Raw genomic sequence first — 16045 nt, 5'->3', positions numbered from 1 at the left:
AATATGGATAATATCGAGGTTATTTGTCTGGGTGCGGCTATCGTAGATATTCCTCTGCAGCCGGTGAGTAAAAATATCTTTGATGTCGACTCTTATCCGTTAGAACGCATCGCCATGACCACCGGGGGAGATGCCATTAATGAGGCCACTATTATTTCCCGACTCGGTCACCGAACAGCATTAATTAGCCGGATAGGGAACGACGCAGCAGGACATTTTATTCTTGAACACTGCCGCCGGGAGAATATTGATATCCATAGCCTGAAGCAGGATAGCGAAATCGATACCTCAATCAACGTGGGCTTAGTCACCGCCGATGGCGAGCGTACTTTTGTGACTAACCGCAACGGGAGCCTGTGGAAGCTGAATATTAACGATGTTGATTTTGACCGCTTCTCTCAGGCAACGCTGCTGTCGCTGGCGAGCATTTTTAATAGCCCGCTGCTCGACGGCAAAGCGTTAACGGAGATCTTCATTCAGGCCAAAGCGCATGGGTTAATTATTTGCGCCGATATGATTAAGCCGCGGCTTAACGAAACCCTTGAGGATATTCGTGAGGCGCTGAGCTACGTCGATTATCTGTTTCCCAATTTTGCCGAGGCAAAACTGCTCACCGGCAAAGAGACGCTGGATGAGATTGCCGACTGTTTCCTGAGCTGCGGCGTAAAAACGGTCGTCATCAAGACCGGTAAGAGAGGCTGCTTTATTAAGCGTGCCGATATGAAAATGGCGGTTCCGGCGGTTTCTGGCATTACCGCCATCGACACCATTGGCGCGGGGGACAATTTTGCCTCGGGATTTATCTCCGCGCTGCTGGAAGGCAAGCCGCTGCGCGACTGCGCGCTGTTTGCTAACGCAACGGCCGCGATCTCGGTGCTTAGCGTAGGCGCCACCACGGGCGTGAAGAACAGAAAGCTGGTTGAACAACTTCTCGACGAATACGAAGGGTAATAGCAGCAGATGAAAATGATTCCTTTAGGCAGTACGGATATGACGCTTTCCCGCATGGGATTAGGCACATGGGCCATTGGCGGCGGCCCGGCATGGAACGGCGATCTCGACCTGCAGATATGTATCGATACCATTGTTGAGGCACATCGCTGCGGGATCAATCTGATTGATACCGCGCCGGGCTACAACTTCGGCAACAGCGAAGTGATTGTCGGCCAGGCGCTTAAACAGCTTCCGCGCCGTGAAGTCGTCGTCGAAACCAAATGCGGTATCGTCTGGGAGCGGACGGGTAGCCTGTTTAACAAGGTCGGCGATCGCCAGCTGTACAAAAACCTGACGCCCGAGTCGATTCGCGAAGAGGTGGAGGCCAGCCTGCAAAGGCTGGGTATCGACACCATTGATATCTATATGACCCACTGGCAGTCGGTGGAGCCCTGCTTTACGCCAATTGCGGAGACCGTCGCCACGCTGAACGCGCTAAAGAAAGAGGGCAAGATTCGCGCCATCGGCGCGGCGAATGTCGATGTCGGGCATATCAGGGAGTACCTCAAACACGGCGAGCTGGATATCGTGCAGGCCAAGTACAGCATTCTTGACCGGGCGCTGGAAGCCGAGCTGCTGCCGCTCTGTCAGCAGAACGGTATTGTGGTGCAGGTCTACTCGCCGCTTGAACAGGGGCTACTGACCGGCACTATCGGCCGCGATTATGTTCCCGGCGGCGCGCGCGCTAATAAGGTCTGGTTCCAGCGGGAAAATATGCTGCGCGTGATTGATATGCTTGAGCAGTGGCAGCCGCTGTGCGAAAAATACCGCTGCACCATCCCCGCGCTGGCGCTGGCGTGGATTTTAAAGCAAAGCGATTTAATCACCTTACTCAGCGGCGCCACGGCGCCCGAACAGGTGCGTGAGAATATTGCCGCGCTGACCATCGCTCTGACGGATGATGATTCATTATTGATGAGACGAATGGCGGAAGCGGTGGAGACAAAATAAGAGCGGCATCATTGACCTCTGTTTCTGTGTAAAAGAATATTGGAATCTGCTATTCGGACATGTTATTTTGAAAACAAACATATCCTGGCAGAAGCCAGGGGGTTATTACTTTGCGGGAAACAGAGGTGTTATCGTGGCGGCAAAAGACAGGATTCAGGCCATTAAGCAAATGGTGACTAACGATAAGAAAGTGGCGGTTTCTAATTTAAGCGCAATTTTTCAGGTCACTGAGGAAACCATACGCCGCGATCTGGAAAAGCTCGAAGATGAAGGTTTTTTGACCCGAACGTACGGCGGTGCGGTATTAAATACCAGTGCTTTATCCGACAATATTCATTTTTATAAACGGGCAAAGTCTCATTTTGAAGAGAAGCAAATTATTGCCCGTAATGCCTTGCCGTTTATTAAAAATAAAACCACCATGGCTGCCGATTCCAGCAGTACGGCGATGGAGTTATTAAAGCTGCTAAAGGAGAGAAACGATCTCACGCTGTTAACCAACTCGGCGGAAGCATTTCATGAGCTGGCGCAGTCGGAAATAAATGTTGTTTCGACCGGCGGAGAACTGAATAAGAACACGCTGTCGCTGCAGGGGCGAATCACCAAGGAAATTATCAGTCGTTATCATGTAGATATTATGGTAATGAGCTGCAAAGGCCTCGATATGCAGAGCGGGGCGCTTGACTCTAACGAAGCGGAAGCGGAAATCAAGAAAACCATGATTCGCCAGGCAGCCGAAGTAGCTCTGCTGGTCGATCACTCCAAATTCGATCGTAAAGCGTTCGTCCAGTTGGTGGATTTTAGCCATATTAATTACCTGATCACTAATAAGGCGCCGGGTGCACAGTGGATTGCATTCTGTAAAGAAAATAATATTCAACTGGTTTATTAACTTCGCCGTTGGTGGTGTCGATATTGTTTTCGTTTGCACCTGGGTAATGCCATAAAAATTTAATGATGACGGACAGCGCGGCAAAAGTGACCCTGCCGCCAACGCCATACTTTATAATTTAGCTGAATTTGAGGCATCCAGATGGAACAATGTGACCCTATCGGCGCAAGATTAGACCGCTTACCCTTGTCGCGATTTCATTTTCGTATTTTTGGCATTATTAGTTTTAGTTTATTAATCACCGGTTTCCTCAGCTATTCCGGTAACGTGGTGCTGGCAAAATTAGTCAGCAACGGCTGGTCAAATAATTATCTCAATGCGGCATTTACCTCGGCGCTGATGTTTGGCTACTTTATCGGCTCGCTGACCGGTGGTTTTATGGGGGACTATCTCGGACGGCGCAAAGCTTTTCGCGTCAATTTACTGATCGTCGGGATCTCTGCCTGTGCGGCAACCTTTGTGCCCAATATGTACTGGCTTATCTTATTCCGCTGTCTGATGGGCTGCGGGATGGGCGCGCTGATTATGGTGGGCTATGCCTCATTTACCGAATTTATACCGCCCGCGGTACGTGGCAAATGGTCCGCCCGACTGTCGTTTGTCGGCAACTGGTCGCCCATGCTGTCGGCGGCCATCGGCGTTGTAGTGATCGCTTTTTTAAGCTGGCGGATGATGTTTCTGCTCGGGGGGGCGGCTATGCTGTTGGCCTGGTATCTGTCGGGGATGTATTTTATTGAATCCCCACGCTGGCTGGCCGGCAAGGGACAACGACATGCGGCTGAAGAACACCTCCGGCAGGTGGAGTCGCAAATCGAGAAAGAGAAAAACATCACATTACCGTCCTGGCAGAGTACTGCCCCGGTTGCGGAGCCGTGCGCGGAAAGCGGCTCTTTCTGGCTGCTGTTTAAAGGTCAGATGCTGCGGCGAACGCTGGTGGCGATCGCGGTACTGATCGCCATGAACATTTCGCTCTATACCATCACGGTGTGGATCCCAACGATTTTCGTCAATTCGGGGATCGACGTGACGAAATCTATCTTGATGACCGCGATAATGATGGTTGGGGCGCCGGTGGGGATATTTATCGCCGCGCTGATTATCGACCGTTTTCCGCGGCGATTATTTGGCTCATTTCTACTGATAATTATTGCGGTGCTCGGCTACGTCTATTCGATTCAAACCGCAGAGTGGGCCATCTTAAGCTATGGTCTGGTGATGATATTTTTCCTGTACATGTACGTCTGCTTTGCTTCAGCGGTATATGTGCCGGAGCTGTGGCCAACGCATCTCCGTCTGCGCGGTTCAGGTTTTGTTAACGCGGTAGGCAGAATTGTCGCCGTATTTACCCCTTACGGCGTCGCTATCCTGCTGACCCGCTACGGCGCGATTACCGTATTTATGGTTCTTGGTTTATTGCTGGCGCTTTGCGCGCTGATTCTGTTTTGTTTTGGCATCGAAACGCGCAACGCGTCGCTGGAAGAGATTTCCGCTCTGGCCTGAGATAACGCGCCGACAGAACAATGCCTGTCGGCGTATTTTATGCGTGGGTTTCCAGCCAGTCGTCAAGGGTATAGAGAGTTGCGCCCGCGGCGGCCATCTCCATAAACGCCAGATTGCTATCCTGCGGCTGAATATTCACCCCGCGGCAGCCGTCGGTAATCACGTTGACGGTGTAGCCCAGATTGAGGGCGTCAAGCACGGTAAACTTGACGCAGTAGTCGGTGGCGAGACCCAGCACCGTTAGCTCGCTGATGCCGCGCTCGCGCAGCCATGCATCGAGCTGCGTTTTCTGCCGGTGGCCGTTGTCGAAAAAGGCGCTGTAGCTGTCAATGGCCGGATTTTCCCCTTTGTGGAACACGGCGGCAATAGCCTGCTGTTTGAGCAGCGGATGCAGCGACGCGCCTTCGCTATTCTGCACGCAGTGATCCGGCCAGAACGTCTGCGCCAGGCCATCAAGCTCGCCCTGGGTATAGGGTTCGACCTGATGCTGACTGGCAAAGCTGCCGTGGTTCGCCGGGTGCCAGTCCTGGCTGGCAACCACCGTTTCGCCCCGCGCCAGGCTCCAGGCGATAAGCTGGTTGGCGACGTCCACCGTGCTGTCGCCCTGCGGGACGGCTAGCGCGCCGCCGGCGCAGAAATCATTTTGTAAATCGACCAGTAGCAGCGCGCGCTGGGTCATGTGCTTCTCCTTACTCATCGGGTGTCAGTTCGCCGCGCAGATTCTCCTGCATGGCGTGACGGATAGCCGCCACGTCCAGATCCTGGCTCAGCAAATAGTGTAGCTTGGTCAGCGTGGCCTCGACGGTCATATCAAATCCGCTAATCACGCCAGCCTGCGCCAGCGCGTTGCCGGTGGCGTAGCCGCCCATGTTGACCTTGCCGGACATACACTGGGTCAAATTAATCACCACGATACCGCGCTGGCTGGCTTCGGTCAGGACCTGAATAAACTCGCCGTTCTGCGGCGCGTTACCGACGCCATAGGAGCGCAGGATCAGCGCTTTGACCGGCTGGCGCAGGAAGTTGCGCACCACGTCGGCGGAAATGCCGGGATAAATCGTCACCACGCCAATCGGCTGCGGCGTGATAGGGTGCACCACCAGCTCGCCGCTGCCGTGCGGCGCGGGAGGCGTGCCGAGCCGGCGAATATGGATACCGGCTTCCAGCAGCGGCGCCAGGTTGGGCGAGGCGAAGGCGTTAAAGCCGTCGGCATGGGCCTTCGTCGTGCGGTTGCCGCGGTAGAGGCGATTATTGAAGAACAGCGACACTTCGTTAATCGGATAGTTGGCGGCGACGTACAGCGCGTTGAGCAGGTTAATCTGGCCATCAGAGCGCAGTTCGGCAAGCGGGATTTGTGACCCTGTCACAATGACCGGTTTTCCCAGATTCTCCAGCATGAAGGAGAGCGCAGAGGCGGTAAACGCCATGGTGTCCGTGCCGTGGAGGATCACGAAACCATCGTACTGGTCATAATGGTCGCGAATATCGTCGGCGATATGCTGCCAGTCTTCCGGCGTCATATCGGAAGAGTCCATTAACGGGGCGTATTCATGAATGGTGAAGTCCGGCATCTCCGGGCGGTGAAACTCGGGCATCAACGCCAGCTGGCGCTGTAAATGGCCGGAAACGGGGATATAGCCGTGTTCAGAACGCTGCATACCAATGGTGCCGCCGGTATAGGCAACGTAAATAGATTTCTTCTGCATAGCATCGCTTAGGTTAAACGTAGACAGGCGCAGTATAGAGGGGCGGAAGAAAAAATAAAGTAAATGCCGCCCCACGGGATGGGGCGGCAGAGGATTAACGAATATTGGCGCAGGTTAAGCAGAACGCGTAGCGGTTCTGCGGATCGTTGAATGCCGCCAGCTTATCGCTCTCGGTTTTCACCGCATTGGCCGCCGCGGCGACCGGTGCGGGCAGATACGCCTGGACCGCTGCCGGCAGCGCCGCGCGAACGGAACCCGTCAGGCTATCCACCACCATCGAAAAGAAGGTCGGTTCTTCCTGATAGTAGTTGATATGCCACTGTTTCAGCTTCGCCAGCTCGGCGGCTTTTGCCACCGCGTCGTCAAAGTCGCCAAGGCTATCGACCAGGCCGTTCGCTTTTGCATCTTCACCGGTCCAGACGTGGCCCTGAGCGATTTGGTCAATTTTCTCCGGCGTGCTCTTACGCGCGTTCGCCACCAGGGTGATAAAACGCTTGTAGCCGTTTTCGATGCTGAGCTGCATCAGCTGTTGCACTTCCGGAGGCAGCGCTTTGGTGGTTGAGACATCAGCCAGCGGCGAGGTGGCCACGCCGTCGGTATGGACGCCAATTGAGCCGAGGGTATCTTCGACGGTATTGATCACCCCAAAGATACCGATAGAGCCGGTAAGGGTGCTGGGGTTGGCGACGATATAATCCGCCGGGGTGGAGATCCAGTAGCCGCCGGAGGCTGCCATGCCGCCCATTGAGACCACCACCGGTTTACCGGCCGCTTTTGCCGCCGCCAGCTCTTCGCGAATCATCTCGGAGGCGCTGACGCTGCCGCCCGGGCTGTTAACCCGCAGCACGATCGCTTTCACTTTCGGATCGAGGCGCGCGTCGCGGATCTGCGCGGCGGTGGTGTCGCCGCCGACGTTACCCGGCGTTTCTTCGCCATCCATAATCGCGCCGTTAGCAAAGATAACCGCTATTGCGGAACCCTGGTCGGCAGGCGTTTTCAGCGTGTAATCGTAGTAGCTGATTGCGCTGTAGTTGTTGTCCTCTTTACTCCAGCCAAACTGTTTAGTCAGCGCTTTTTCCACCTCGGTAGAGGTGCCCAGCGCATCAACCAGCTTGTTATCCAGCGCGTATTTTGCCGTATCGCCATCGACTTTACGCAGGCCGTCAATCACGCCCTGAGCGCCGGGGAACAGCTGCTGAGCGGTGATCTGGCGGTTGGCGGCAATGGTATTGAGGTAGTTTTGCCACAGCTCGCCAATCCAGCGGCTGTCCGCCTCGCGCGCCGCCGGGGACATATCATCGCGGATAAACGGCTCTACCGCTGACTTATAGGTGCCGACGCGGAAAACGTGGGTCGACACTTTGAGCTTGTCGAGCAGCGATTTGTAGTACAGGCCGTTGGTCGCGAAGCCGTGCAGGTCCACTTCGCCCTGCGGCGAGAGCCAGATCTTATTGGCGAAGCTGGCCAGATAGTACTGACCCTGGCTATAGCTGCTGCCGATGGCATATACCGGCTTGCCGCTATCGCGGAATTCGCGCAGCGCTTTACCGATATACTGCATCGACGGCTGATCGCCGCCGGCAAAGTCCTTCAGATCCAGAACGATACCGGTGATATTGCGGTCGTCTTTCGCCTGGCGAATTGTCTGCACAATGTCGAACAGCGAGTTTTCCTGCAGGCGATCGGAACTGGCGCCAAACAGCTGGCGGCCAATCACGCCAAGCTTGCTGCTGGCCGAGGGTTTATCGACCACCACGCCGGTGATATCCAGCAGCAGCGCGCCGCGGGTAGCGTGCTCTGTCGTTGTACTGCTGAACTGGGCCCAGATGCCGACGCAGGCCAGCACCAGCACCAGGAAAACCACGTTCAGTGCGAGCTGGCGAATGAAATTGAGCACGCGCCATGTCCATTTAAAAAATCCGGCGAGCAGTCGCCAAAGAGTTCGCATGTATTCTCCCTAACCATAATCAAAAATGGGCGAGCCGCAGGGGCTGCCGCGTCTGGCTATCCTAATGAGAGTGCCGTCGGTTGTCAGCAGGAATCACCCGTTGGGCTGTAACAAAATCCTTGCGCATGTTAATTTTATGAAAAATCACATCACAGGAGTTATACAGATGGATGCTCTCGAACTACTGGTTAATCGCCGCAGCGCTTCACGTCTGACCGACCCGGCTCCGGCGGGCGAACAGCTGGAAAACATCCTTCGCGCTGGCCTGCGCGCGCCGGACCACGGGACGCTGCAGCCGTGGCGCTTCTTCATTATTGCCGATGAAGGGCGCGAGCGCTTCAGCCAGCTGCTGGAAAAAGGCGCGGTGGCGGCAGGGGGAGATGAAAAAGCGATTGAAAAAGCGCGCAGCGCGCCGTTTCGCGCGCCGCTGATCATTGCGGTGGTGGCGCACTGTGAAGATCATCCGAAGGTGCCAAAGTGGGAGCAAGAGATGTCGGCGGGCTGTGCGGTGATGGCCATGCAGATGGCGGCCGTGGCGCAGGGGTTTAACGGCATCTGGCGCAGCGGCGCGTTAACCGAAAGCCCGGTTGTACGCGAAGGGTTTGCCTGCCGCGAGCAGGATAAGATCGTGGGCTTTCTCTATCTGGGGACCCCGCAGCTCAAAGCGTCAACCACCATCGCTTTGCCGGATACCGCGCCGTTCGTGACGCGCTTCTGAGTCCGTTCTCGTTATGCCGGGCGGGCCCGGCTCACCGCCTCCTCGGGGGAAGTAGCCCGGCTAAGCGCAGCGCGAGCCGGGTGGAAGCAGTGTCAGTGTATCAGACTTGACACCTTTCCCGGAGGCGGTGCTGGCGCACCAGTCCGGACTACCAAACCGCGGACGGCTGGGAACCCGTAGCCGAGGCAGAGCGTTTCAGACGCCGCCTCCGGGCATTCAACGGCGACGATGTTACTTCTGTCGTTTCGCGAATTCGTCTTTCGCTTTCTGAAGCTGCTGCTGGAAGGCCGGATTGGTATGCAGCGTGGCGACGACCGCCGAACCGACGATACGCGCCGCGTCTACGTCGCTCTGCCAGTGATAGCCGCAGATCACCCGGCTCTCGCCGAGCTCAAAGCCGCGCTTAAGGATTTCATTTTGCCGCTGGGGATTAATCTCAGCCAGCACCAGCGCGGTGGCCCAGCCGATAGAGGTGTGGCCGGAGGGGTAGGAGCCGTTTTTCGACAGCGTATCCTGTTCCTTGGTGTTACAGGTGGCGACGCCATAAAACGCAAATGGGCGAATGCGCATGTACTTCTCCTTCGCTCCTCGCGTCGCCAGGTCGCCGGCATCTTCAATCATGTTGGTGAGCAGCTTGTGCAGCTCCGGCGCATCTTTGGCGGTAATGGGCGAGCCGAAGGCGCCGGAGAAGGCGTTGGCGACGCCGCCGCCGCTCAGGTTGGCGTCTTCAACCGCCAGCTTACCGCGCTCGGTGCCGCGCAGCAGACGGCCTTTCTCATACATCGCCTGATCGTTTAAAAACGCGATACTGCCCACTTCCGGCGGCGGCGGCAGCAGCGTCAGGCTGTCGATGGCCTGGGCGTTGGTCAGGTAGTAGAGATCGGGTTTTGTGGTGACGTCGTTACCGGCGGGAACCAGGGCGAAAGCGTTAAGGGAGAAGAGACTGGCCAGGCAAACGGCGAGAACACGCTTTTTCATGAAAACTTCCTTACGTTGTTATATGTCCAGAGAAAACAGAATTTATGCTTGTCATATTTCTGTCATTTTTTAGTAAAGGGTAAAATCACGTTGAAAAAGCGGGGCCGCATCGCAAAATCGGTTTTTTGTCTGCTTAATGAGCAACCATACGCGATTTCGGACTGTCGCACTTACCACTCCGCCATTTGGGCGCTACCATATCGGGATTGCAATGACAGGAGATGTCCATGAGCGAGCAAGCCATTCGTTTAACGCAATACAGCCACGGAGCCGGTTGCGGGTGTAAAATTTCCCCTAAGGTGCTGGAAACTATCCTGCAAAGCGACCAGGCCAAATTTATCGACCCGAATCTGCTGGTGGGCAACGAAACCAGCGATGATGCCGCGGTCTACGATCTCGGTAACGGCACGTCGATCGTCAGTACTACCGATTTTTTTATGCCGATCGTCGACAACCCGTTCGACTTTGGGCGCATTGCGGCGACCAACGCCATCAGCGATATTTTCGCCATGGGCGGTAAGCCGATTATGGCGATCGCTATTCTCGGCTGGCCCATCAATACCCTGGCGCCGGAAATTGCCCGTCAGGTGGTTGAGGGCGGGCGCTTTGCCTGCCAGCAGGCGGGGATCGCGCTTGCCGGCGGCCACTCCATTGACGCTCCGGAACCCATTTTCGGGCTTGCCGTGACCGGCGTCGTCCCGACCGAGCGGGTGAAGAAAAACAGCACCGCGCAGGCCGGCTGCAAGCTGTATCTCACTAAACCGCTGGGTATTGGCGTGCTGACCACCGCGGAGAAAAAGTCGCTGCTGAAGCCTGAGCACCAGGGGCTGGCGACGGAAACCATGTGCCAGATGAACCTCGTCGGCTCGGCGTTCGCCAACATTGACGGCGTGAAGGCGATGACCGACGTCACCGGCTTCGGGCTTCTGGGCCACCTGAGCGAAGTGTGCCGCGGCGCGGGCGTACAGGCGCAGCTTACCTATGCGGATATCCCGAAATTGCCCGGCGTCGAAGCCTACATCGCGGCGGGCGCGGTGCCGGGCGGTACCGGGCGTAACTTTGCCAGCTACGGCCATTTGATGGGCGACATGCCGCCAGCGTGGCGCGATCTGCTGTGCGATCCGCAAACCTCCGGCGGTCTGCTGCTGGCGGTAACGCCGGAAGCCGAGGCTGAGGTGCAGGCTGCCGCCGCTGAGTTTGGTATCACGCTTACCGCTATCGGCGAGCTGGTTACCGCCCGCGGCGGACGCCCCATGATCGAGATCCGTTGATTTCATGCGGCTGTTTATTGCAGAAAAACCGAGTCTCGGCCGCGCCATCGCCGATGTACTGCCAAAACCGCATCGCAAAGGCGACGGCTACATTGAGTGCGGTAACGGGCAGGTGGTCACGTGGTGCATCGGCCACCTGCTGGAGCAGGCCCAGCCCGACGTCTACGATGCTCGCTATGCGCGCTGGAACCTGCTCGACTTGCCTATCGTGCCGGAAAAGTGGCAGCTCCAGCCTAAACCGTCGGTGACCAAACAGCTTAACGTGATTAAGCGTCTGCTCGGCGATGCGCAGGAAGTCATTCATGCGGGTGACCCGGACAGAGAGGGGCAGCTGCTGGTGGATGAGGTACTTGACTACCTGCAGCTGGCGCCGGAAAAGCGTCAGCAGGTGCAGCGCTGCCTGATTAACGATCTCAACCCGCAGGCGGTGGAGCGGGCGATTAACCGCCTGCGCGCCAACAGCGAATTTGTTCCGCTGTGCGTCTCCGCGCTGGCCCGCGCCCGCGCCGACTGGCTATACGGGATCAATATGACCCGCGCGTACACCATCCTTGGCCGTAACGCGGGTTACCAGGGGGTACTCTCGGTCGGGCGCGTGCAAACGCCGGTGCTTGGCCTGGTGGTACGCCGCGATGAAGAGATTGAAAACTTCGTCGCTAAAGACTTCTTCGACGTCAAGGCGCATATCGTTACCCCCAAGGATGAGCGTTTTGTCGCCACCTGGGTGCCCAGCGAGGCCTGTGAACCGTACCAGGATGAAGAGGGGCGACTGCTGCATCGCTCGCTTGCCGAGCACGTCGTCAAGCGCATTGAGGGGCAGCCGGCGACGGTCACCGCTTATAACGATAAGCGGGACTCTGAGCCAGCGCCGCTGCCGTTCTCCCTCTCGGCGCTGCAGATTGAAGCCGCGAAGCGCTTCGGCTTTAGCGCGCAGAACGTGCTGGATATCTGCCAGAAGCTGTACGAAACCCATAAGCTGATTACCTATCCGCGTTCGGATAGCCGCTACCTGCCGGAGGAGCATTTTGCCGGGCGCCATGCGGTGCTGAACGCGATCGGCGTGCACGCGGCGGATCTGCTGCCGCAGCCGGTGGTGGATCCGGAGATCCGTAACCGCTGTTGGGACGATAAAAAGGTCGATGCCCACCACGCGATTATTCCGACCGCCCGCAGTTCGCAGGTAAAACTCAGCGACAACGAAGAAAAGGTTTACGGCCTGATTGCCCGCCAGTATCTGATGCAGTTCTGCCCGGATGCGGTGTTCCGCAAATGCCAGATCGATCTCGATATCGCCAACGGCAAGTTCGTTGCCAAAGCGCGTTTTCTGGCGGAAGCGGGCTGGCGAACCCTGCTGGGCAATAAAGAGCGCGATGAAGAGAACGACGGCATGCCGCTGCCGGTGGTGGCAAAGGATGACGAGCTGCTATGCGAAAAAGGCGAAGTGGTGGAGCGTCAGACCCAGCCGCCGCGTCATTTTACCGATGCGACGCTGCTATCGGCGATGACCGGTATTGCCCGCTTTGTGCAGGATAAAGACCTGAAGAAGATCCTGCGCGCAACGGACGGCCTCGGTACGGAGGCAACCCGCGCCGGGATTATCGAACTGTTGTTCAAACGCGGCTTCTTAACCAAGAAAGGGCGCTATATCCACTCCACTGACGCCGGGAAGGCGCTGTTTCACTCTTTGCCTGAAATGGCGACGCGCCCGGATATGACCGCCCACTGGGAATCTATTCTGACGCAAATCAGCGAGAAACAGTGCCGCTATCAGGACTTTATGCAGCCGCTGGTCGGTACCCTGTTCCAGCTTATCGACCAGGCCAGGAGCACGCCGGTACGCCGCTTCCGCGGAATTGTGGCCCCGGGCGACGGCAAGAAGAGCTTTAGTAAGGGGAAAGGCAGAGCCAAAGCGAAAGATAAAAAAAGCGCCGCCGGCCCTGCGGCGGAAAGTCCGCAATAAAAAACCCCGGGAAACCGGGGCTGCTGACCCCATGATATTACTGGCTATATGCTATTAATCATGGGGTTAGCTTATTTATGGGGTATCGACGTTAACCATCATTCACCGATTGGCTGGATAGAATATGGATGCCATTGCTTAGCGGATTGCGGCGCATCGCATCATCAAGATGGTCAGGGGCAAAGTGTGCATAAGCCATCGTTTGCTCAATCTTTGCATGTCCCAATATTTTGTTTAACGTCAAAATATTCCCCCCGTTAATCATGAAGTGTGCCGCAAAAGTGTGCCGCAATACATGCGTTGCCTGGCCTTTTGGAAGGTCTGGTTTTAACGCCTTGAGCGTTTTGCGGTATTCAACATAATCAACATTAAAAAGCCTGCCTGTGCTTTTGGTTTTCACGTACTCCATTACCTCCGGAGTAACCGGAACGGTGCGGGCCTTTCCGTTTTTGGTCTTGGTAAAGGTTACCTTACCATGCATCATGTTCTGAGCCAGCATGTTTAAAGATTCCCCCCACCTACCGCCTGTACTCAAACAGAGCACCGTAAGGCGTCGCGCATCGCCGGTAACCACTGACAAAAGGGCCTCAATCTCTTGAGTGGTCAGGTAGGACATTTCGGGTTTTTCTTCCTTCAGTGCGGGTATGCCTTTTAGTGGATTCTCTGCATGCAGATCATCAGCTTCAATTAGGACCCGAAAAAGCCCACGCAGCGAGGTCAGATCTCTGTTAACCGTCGATGCCTTTACCCCTTCGTAGAGGCGCTGGCTTCTATACTCAACGATAAAACCCTTATTGACCTTTGAAAGCCTGGGATCATCCATGTCGTTTATCACCCGTTTCAGTTCGCGCTTTCTTTTTTCCCCGTACTTATGGCTTCGTCCCTCCAGCTCCCACCACCTCGCAAGTAGCTCACTTAGCCGCCTGTGATCGGTTGGTTTATCCAGCCAGTCTTTGTCGTGCATATTGCTGATGACATATTTTTCAAAAGCAACAGCATCAGCTTTTTTGTTAAAAATCCGCTGTATACGACGTCCTGTCGCTCCGCGCGGTCTAATATCCACTTTATAGCGTCCACCATCGAGCAGCTTAACGGTCATAGCTGTCACCTCTGGTAAACACATTTTCTGGTGCCACGTAACAGATAGTTACGCGATGATTTTCATAGAGATAAGCAAGAAATATGCTTAGCCAATTTTCTGGTCTGAGGGCTGAGACGTGGTTTCGTCTTGCCCAAAGTGTGCGAGAGCCGGTGCGATTTGACCGGATTCAGGAGCAATCTTTCCGGTCATGAACCATAGGGCATATTTTTCAAATCTCGGGGTATTTAAAATTTTCATCATTACGTCGCCTTTTGGTATTGATTCCCCAGTTTCATAACGCCAAAGCGCATTGTGAGGAATTCCAATAATTTCAGCAGCTTCGTTGCGGCTGGTAATGCGCTCGCTTTCCCTCATGAGCTTGAGGCGTTCACTAATTGGCAAATTCATATTGCGTTTTCCAAATGTATGATCCAAAATTCAAATGCAGACACCGTTTTAGGGGTAAAAAAAGCAGTAATACCCCAAACATGGAGAATATCACATGAAAGATGCAGTTTTGATCGCACTGTTTAAGATTCCAGACCCGATTACCGCTGATGAGTTTTCCCGTCGCACTGGTAAAACGGAGTCAGCAGTCCGCCACATGATGGATCGTCGTTTGCTGCCGATGGTTACAGAACGTGAAGTTCTTGGCTCCGATGGTAGTACTCGCCGCCTTCTCATTCTGTGGAATGAGTGGCTGGAAATGGTTCACGAAGCCACTTCGAAACTTCCCCCTGAGCGCCAGGACTGGCGGGCAGGTTGGATTAAAAAAGCTAGCAAGCTTGCAAGCGACATGGGCGTGAACATGTTCAGTGGTGGGGGAGCAGCATGAATATTTCCACTAAAGAGGCAATGACGGACTGTGCACTAATAATCGTGGGAACGTGCATTTCTTCGATTGCCATTGCGCTAATAATAAAATTCATCACGACTTTTATTTACTAAGGGCTGGCAAGAATGAATAAACGCTACTCACAGCATGGCAAGTGCGCGGGAAACATTCGCATCACATCCCACGATAGCTTGCCGAAAGTCACCTGGATAAATAAGCACGCCGGAATTTGTTGCGGCTTCACCATCCGTGTATTACCGCGCAGGGTAGGTAAGAAGCGTTATCAAATTATGAAAGATGGTGATTCTTTCGGAATTGACTTTGCTTTATCGGAAGCACGCAAAACGATAGATCGCATTATTACCAATCACCGCTTTATTAATCATTGGGAGAACGGGAAATGAAACGCCTTTATGCTGAGCAGATTAATAAAATGCTGGAAGATTATTATTTCAATCTGGAAAACAACCCGCAAGGCCGTGAGTCGCATTACGGTGTATTAGCCAGTGGCGTCCAGCATATTTATGGTGCCGCCTTCTGCATGAATGATGACGACGCACTTAGTGATCTGCGCCCGTTCGTTAGCGCGATCATGAATGGCGAGATACCGTCTCCAGCCGCGATAGAGCTTGCTGTATGAGTATCTTCAGCGAAGATAGAACATCATGGGAACGTGAAATGCTGATCCGCGAGGCGATAGAAAACGCTGAGCAGGGTTTCACTGTCCACCTGAGAAATGGTGCGCGTATTACTGTCAGCTCTAACAGCCCGTCGATTGACTTAATTATTTACGGTCTGGAAAAAACCATTCGCGGTAATCATGAGCGCGCACGAATGACCTTTATTGATTTTATGTATTACTGGCACGAAAGGTTATTCAAGCAGGTTAAAAGAAAGTCGCGCCCTAACCACTAATTAACCAGCATTAAAAATAACGGCATTCATTTTGCCGGGGATTCGTTTTGCCTTTTTCAGGAGGTCGCATGTCGATCACGTCAATAAAACTGGATGGCGGAATAAGCGATCCGGAGTTTGTGGAAATAAGCGCCAACGCTCGGAAGCACGAACGCGCTCACCTTCTGGGCCTGCTGCGTATTTTCATCGGTCAGCTGAAAAAGGAAAGCGCTACCCCGGAAGAAATTTATTCATCAGTCGAGCGGTGGATTGATAGCCGCGAATTACCAATCAGCGAGGGCAACAAGCAATGAACCA

General features: G+C 54.8%; 17 protein-coding genes and 1 pseudogene. 12 read left to right on the top strand and 6 right to left on the bottom strand.

Annotated elements, in window-relative coordinates:
• Positions 1-3: 3 nt before the first annotated feature.
• From CDA56_RS28165 to CDA56_RS28150, 4 genes are all read left to right on the top strand, one after another.
• Positions 4-951, top strand: coding sequence for a sugar kinase (locus CDA56_RS28165; RefSeq protein ID WP_048261794.1), 948 nt, complete (start codon positions 4-6; stop codon positions 949-951).
• Positions 952-960: 9 nt separating this feature from the next.
• The gene (gene ydjG, locus CDA56_RS28160) at positions 961-1944 is read left to right on the top strand and encodes an NADH-dependent methylglyoxal reductase (protein ID WP_032749514.1); all 984 of its coding nucleotides are present in this window, start codon (positions 961-963) and stop codon (positions 1942-1944) included.
• A 133-nt stretch (positions 1945-2077) separates the two neighbouring features.
• Positions 2078-2836 (top strand): DeoR/GlpR family DNA-binding transcription regulator, encoded by a 759-nt coding sequence (locus CDA56_RS28155; protein WP_014228959.1) that lies wholly within the window; start codon positions 2078-2080, stop codon positions 2834-2836.
• A gap of 141 nt (positions 2837-2977) precedes the next feature.
• Positions 2978-4336: an MFS transporter gene (locus CDA56_RS28150; protein ID WP_047724040.1), complete on the top strand. Its 1359-nt coding sequence runs from the start codon at positions 2978-2980 to the stop codon at positions 4334-4336.
• 37 nt (positions 4337-4373) lie between these two features.
• Here the strand turns inward: CDA56_RS28150 and pncA are convergent, their stop codons facing one another.
• The 3 genes from pncA to sppA all read right to left on the bottom strand — a co-directional run bounded on the left by pncA (position 4374) and on the right by sppA (position 7990).
• Positions 4374-5015 (bottom strand): bifunctional nicotinamidase/pyrazinamidase, encoded by a 642-nt coding sequence (gene pncA, locus CDA56_RS28145; protein ID WP_049082155.1) that lies wholly within the window; start codon positions 5013-5015, stop codon positions 4374-4376.
• A gap of 10 nt (positions 5016-5025) precedes the next feature.
• A complete protein-coding gene (gene ansA / locus CDA56_RS28140; protein WP_102802810.1) occupies positions 5026-6042 on the bottom strand; it encodes an asparaginase in 1017 nt (338 codons plus the stop codon).
• Positions 6043-6136: 94 nt separating this feature from the next.
• Complete coding sequence (gene sppA, locus CDA56_RS28135) at positions 6137-7990, bottom strand: signal peptide peptidase SppA (RefSeq protein ID WP_014228962.1); 1854 nt, start codon at positions 7988-7990, stop codon at positions 6137-6139.
• A gap of 166 nt (positions 7991-8156) precedes the next feature.
• Here sppA and CDA56_RS28130 point away from each other — a divergent pair, with 166 nt between their 5' ends.
• Positions 8157-8708, top strand: coding sequence for an NAD(P)H nitroreductase (locus tag CDA56_RS28130; protein WP_038424334.1), 552 nt, complete (start codon positions 8157-8159; stop codon positions 8706-8708).
• A 231-nt stretch (positions 8709-8939) separates the two neighbouring features.
• Here the strand turns inward: CDA56_RS28130 and phoC are convergent, their stop codons facing one another.
• The gene (gene phoC / locus CDA56_RS28125) at positions 8940-9686 is read right to left on the bottom strand and encodes an acid phosphatase PhoC (RefSeq protein WP_032749502.1); all 747 of its coding nucleotides are present in this window, start codon (positions 9684-9686) and stop codon (positions 8940-8942) included.
• 227 nt (positions 9687-9913) lie between these two features.
• Here phoC and selD point away from each other — a divergent pair, with 227 nt between their 5' ends.
• Complete coding sequence (selD, locus tag CDA56_RS28115; protein ID WP_014228965.1) at positions 9914-10957, top strand: selenide, water dikinase SelD; 1044 nt, start codon at positions 9914-9916, stop codon at positions 10955-10957.
• A 4-nt stretch (positions 10958-10961) separates the two neighbouring features.
• Positions 10962-12975: pseudogene (locus CDA56_RS28110) on the top strand (DNA topoisomerase III).
• 33 nt (positions 12976-13008) lie between these two features.
• On the opposite strand, the gene CDA56_RS28105 reads toward CDA56_RS28110, so the two are convergent.
• Together CDA56_RS28105 and CDA56_RS28100 are read right to left on the bottom strand one after the other, a co-directional pair.
• Positions 13009-14016 carry a phage integrase gene (locus CDA56_RS28105; protein ID WP_104011495.1) on the bottom strand — a complete coding sequence of 336 codons (1008 nt, stop codon included), beginning with the start codon at positions 14014-14016 and terminating at the stop codon, positions 13009-13011.
• A gap of 87 nt (positions 14017-14103) precedes the next feature.
• Positions 14104-14406, bottom strand: coding sequence for a helix-turn-helix domain-containing protein (locus CDA56_RS28100; protein ID WP_004201485.1), 303 nt, complete (start codon positions 14404-14406; stop codon positions 14104-14106).
• A gap of 94 nt (positions 14407-14500) precedes the next feature.
• Between CDA56_RS28100 and CDA56_RS28095 the strand changes: the two genes are divergently transcribed.
• From CDA56_RS28095 to CDA56_RS28075, 5 genes are all read left to right on the top strand, one after another.
• Positions 14501-14833, top strand: coding sequence for a Cox family DNA-binding protein (locus CDA56_RS28095; RefSeq protein WP_104011494.1), 333 nt, complete (start codon positions 14501-14503; stop codon positions 14831-14833).
• 125 nt (positions 14834-14958) lie between these two features.
• Positions 14959-15237, top strand: coding sequence for a hypothetical protein (locus CDA56_RS28090; RefSeq protein WP_228276616.1), 279 nt, complete (start codon positions 14959-14961; stop codon positions 15235-15237).
• Entirely contained in the window at positions 15234-15473 is a 240-nt protein-coding gene (locus CDA56_RS28085; protein WP_032737937.1) for a DUF4754 family protein, read from the top strand. The genes CDA56_RS28090 and CDA56_RS28085 overlap by 4 nt, the downstream gene beginning before the upstream one ends.
• A gap of 2 nt (positions 15474-15475) precedes the next feature.
• Complete coding sequence (locus tag CDA56_RS28080) at positions 15476-15748, top strand: hypothetical protein (RefSeq protein WP_104011498.1); 273 nt, start codon at positions 15476-15478, stop codon at positions 15746-15748.
• A gap of 68 nt (positions 15749-15816) precedes the next feature.
• Positions 15817-16041 (top strand): hypothetical protein, encoded by a 225-nt coding sequence (locus CDA56_RS28075; protein ID WP_104011493.1) that lies wholly within the window; start codon positions 15817-15819, stop codon positions 16039-16041.
• Positions 16042-16045: the final 4 nt, after the last annotated feature.

It is taken from the genome of Klebsiella michiganensis (assembly GCF_002925905.1).
GTDB classification, from domain to species: domain Bacteria; phylum Pseudomonadota; class Gammaproteobacteria; order Enterobacterales; family Enterobacteriaceae; genus Klebsiella; species Klebsiella michiganensis.
The sequence above is the reverse complement of the archived record's forward strand: the minus strand, read 5'-3'. Positions and strand labels throughout refer to the sequence as shown.

Excerpts from the sequence above, each read along its gene's own strand:
- CDA56_RS28165 (WP_048261794.1), top strand. The coding sequence starts at position 4 with ATGGATAATATCGAGGTTATTTGTCTGGGTGCGGCTATCGTAGATATT.
- ydjG (WP_032749514.1), top strand. The coding sequence starts at position 961 with ATGAAAATGATTCCTTTAGGCAGTACGGATATGACGCTTTCCCGCATG.
- CDA56_RS28150 (WP_047724040.1), top strand. The coding sequence starts at position 2,978 with ATGGAACAATGTGACCCTATCGGCGCAAGATTAGACCGCTTACCCTTG.
- pncA (WP_049082155.1), bottom strand. The coding sequence starts at position 5,015 with ATGACCCAGCGCGCGCTGCTACTGGTCGATTTACAAAATGATTTCTGC.
- ansA (WP_102802810.1), bottom strand. The coding sequence starts at position 6,042 with ATGCAGAAGAAATCTATTTACGTTGCCTATACCGGCGGCACCATTGGT.
- sppA (WP_014228962.1), bottom strand. The coding sequence starts at position 7,990 with ATGCGAACTCTTTGGCGACTGCTCGCCGGATTTTTTAAATGGACATGG.
- CDA56_RS28130 (WP_038424334.1), top strand. The coding sequence starts at position 8,157 with ATGGATGCTCTCGAACTACTGGTTAATCGCCGCAGCGCTTCACGTCTG.
- phoC (WP_032749502.1), bottom strand. The coding sequence starts at position 9,686 with ATGAAAAAGCGTGTTCTCGCCGTTTGCCTGGCCAGTCTCTTCTCCCTT.
- selD (WP_014228965.1), top strand. The coding sequence starts at position 9,914 with ATGAGCGAGCAAGCCATTCGTTTAACGCAATACAGCCACGGAGCCGGT.
- CDA56_RS28105 (WP_104011495.1), bottom strand. The coding sequence starts at position 14,016 with ATGACCGTTAAGCTGCTCGATGGTGGACGCTATAAAGTGGATATTAGA.
- CDA56_RS28100 (WP_004201485.1), bottom strand. The coding sequence starts at position 14,406 with ATGAATTTGCCAATTAGTGAACGCCTCAAGCTCATGAGGGAAAGCGAG.
- CDA56_RS28095 (WP_104011494.1), top strand. The coding sequence starts at position 14,501 with ATGAAAGATGCAGTTTTGATCGCACTGTTTAAGATTCCAGACCCGATT.
- CDA56_RS28090 (WP_228276616.1), top strand. The coding sequence starts at position 14,959 with ATGAATAAACGCTACTCACAGCATGGCAAGTGCGCGGGAAACATTCGC.
- CDA56_RS28085 (WP_032737937.1), top strand. The coding sequence starts at position 15,234 with ATGAAACGCCTTTATGCTGAGCAGATTAATAAAATGCTGGAAGATTAT.
- CDA56_RS28075 (WP_104011493.1), top strand. The coding sequence starts at position 15,817 with ATGTCGATCACGTCAATAAAACTGGATGGCGGAATAAGCGATCCGGAG.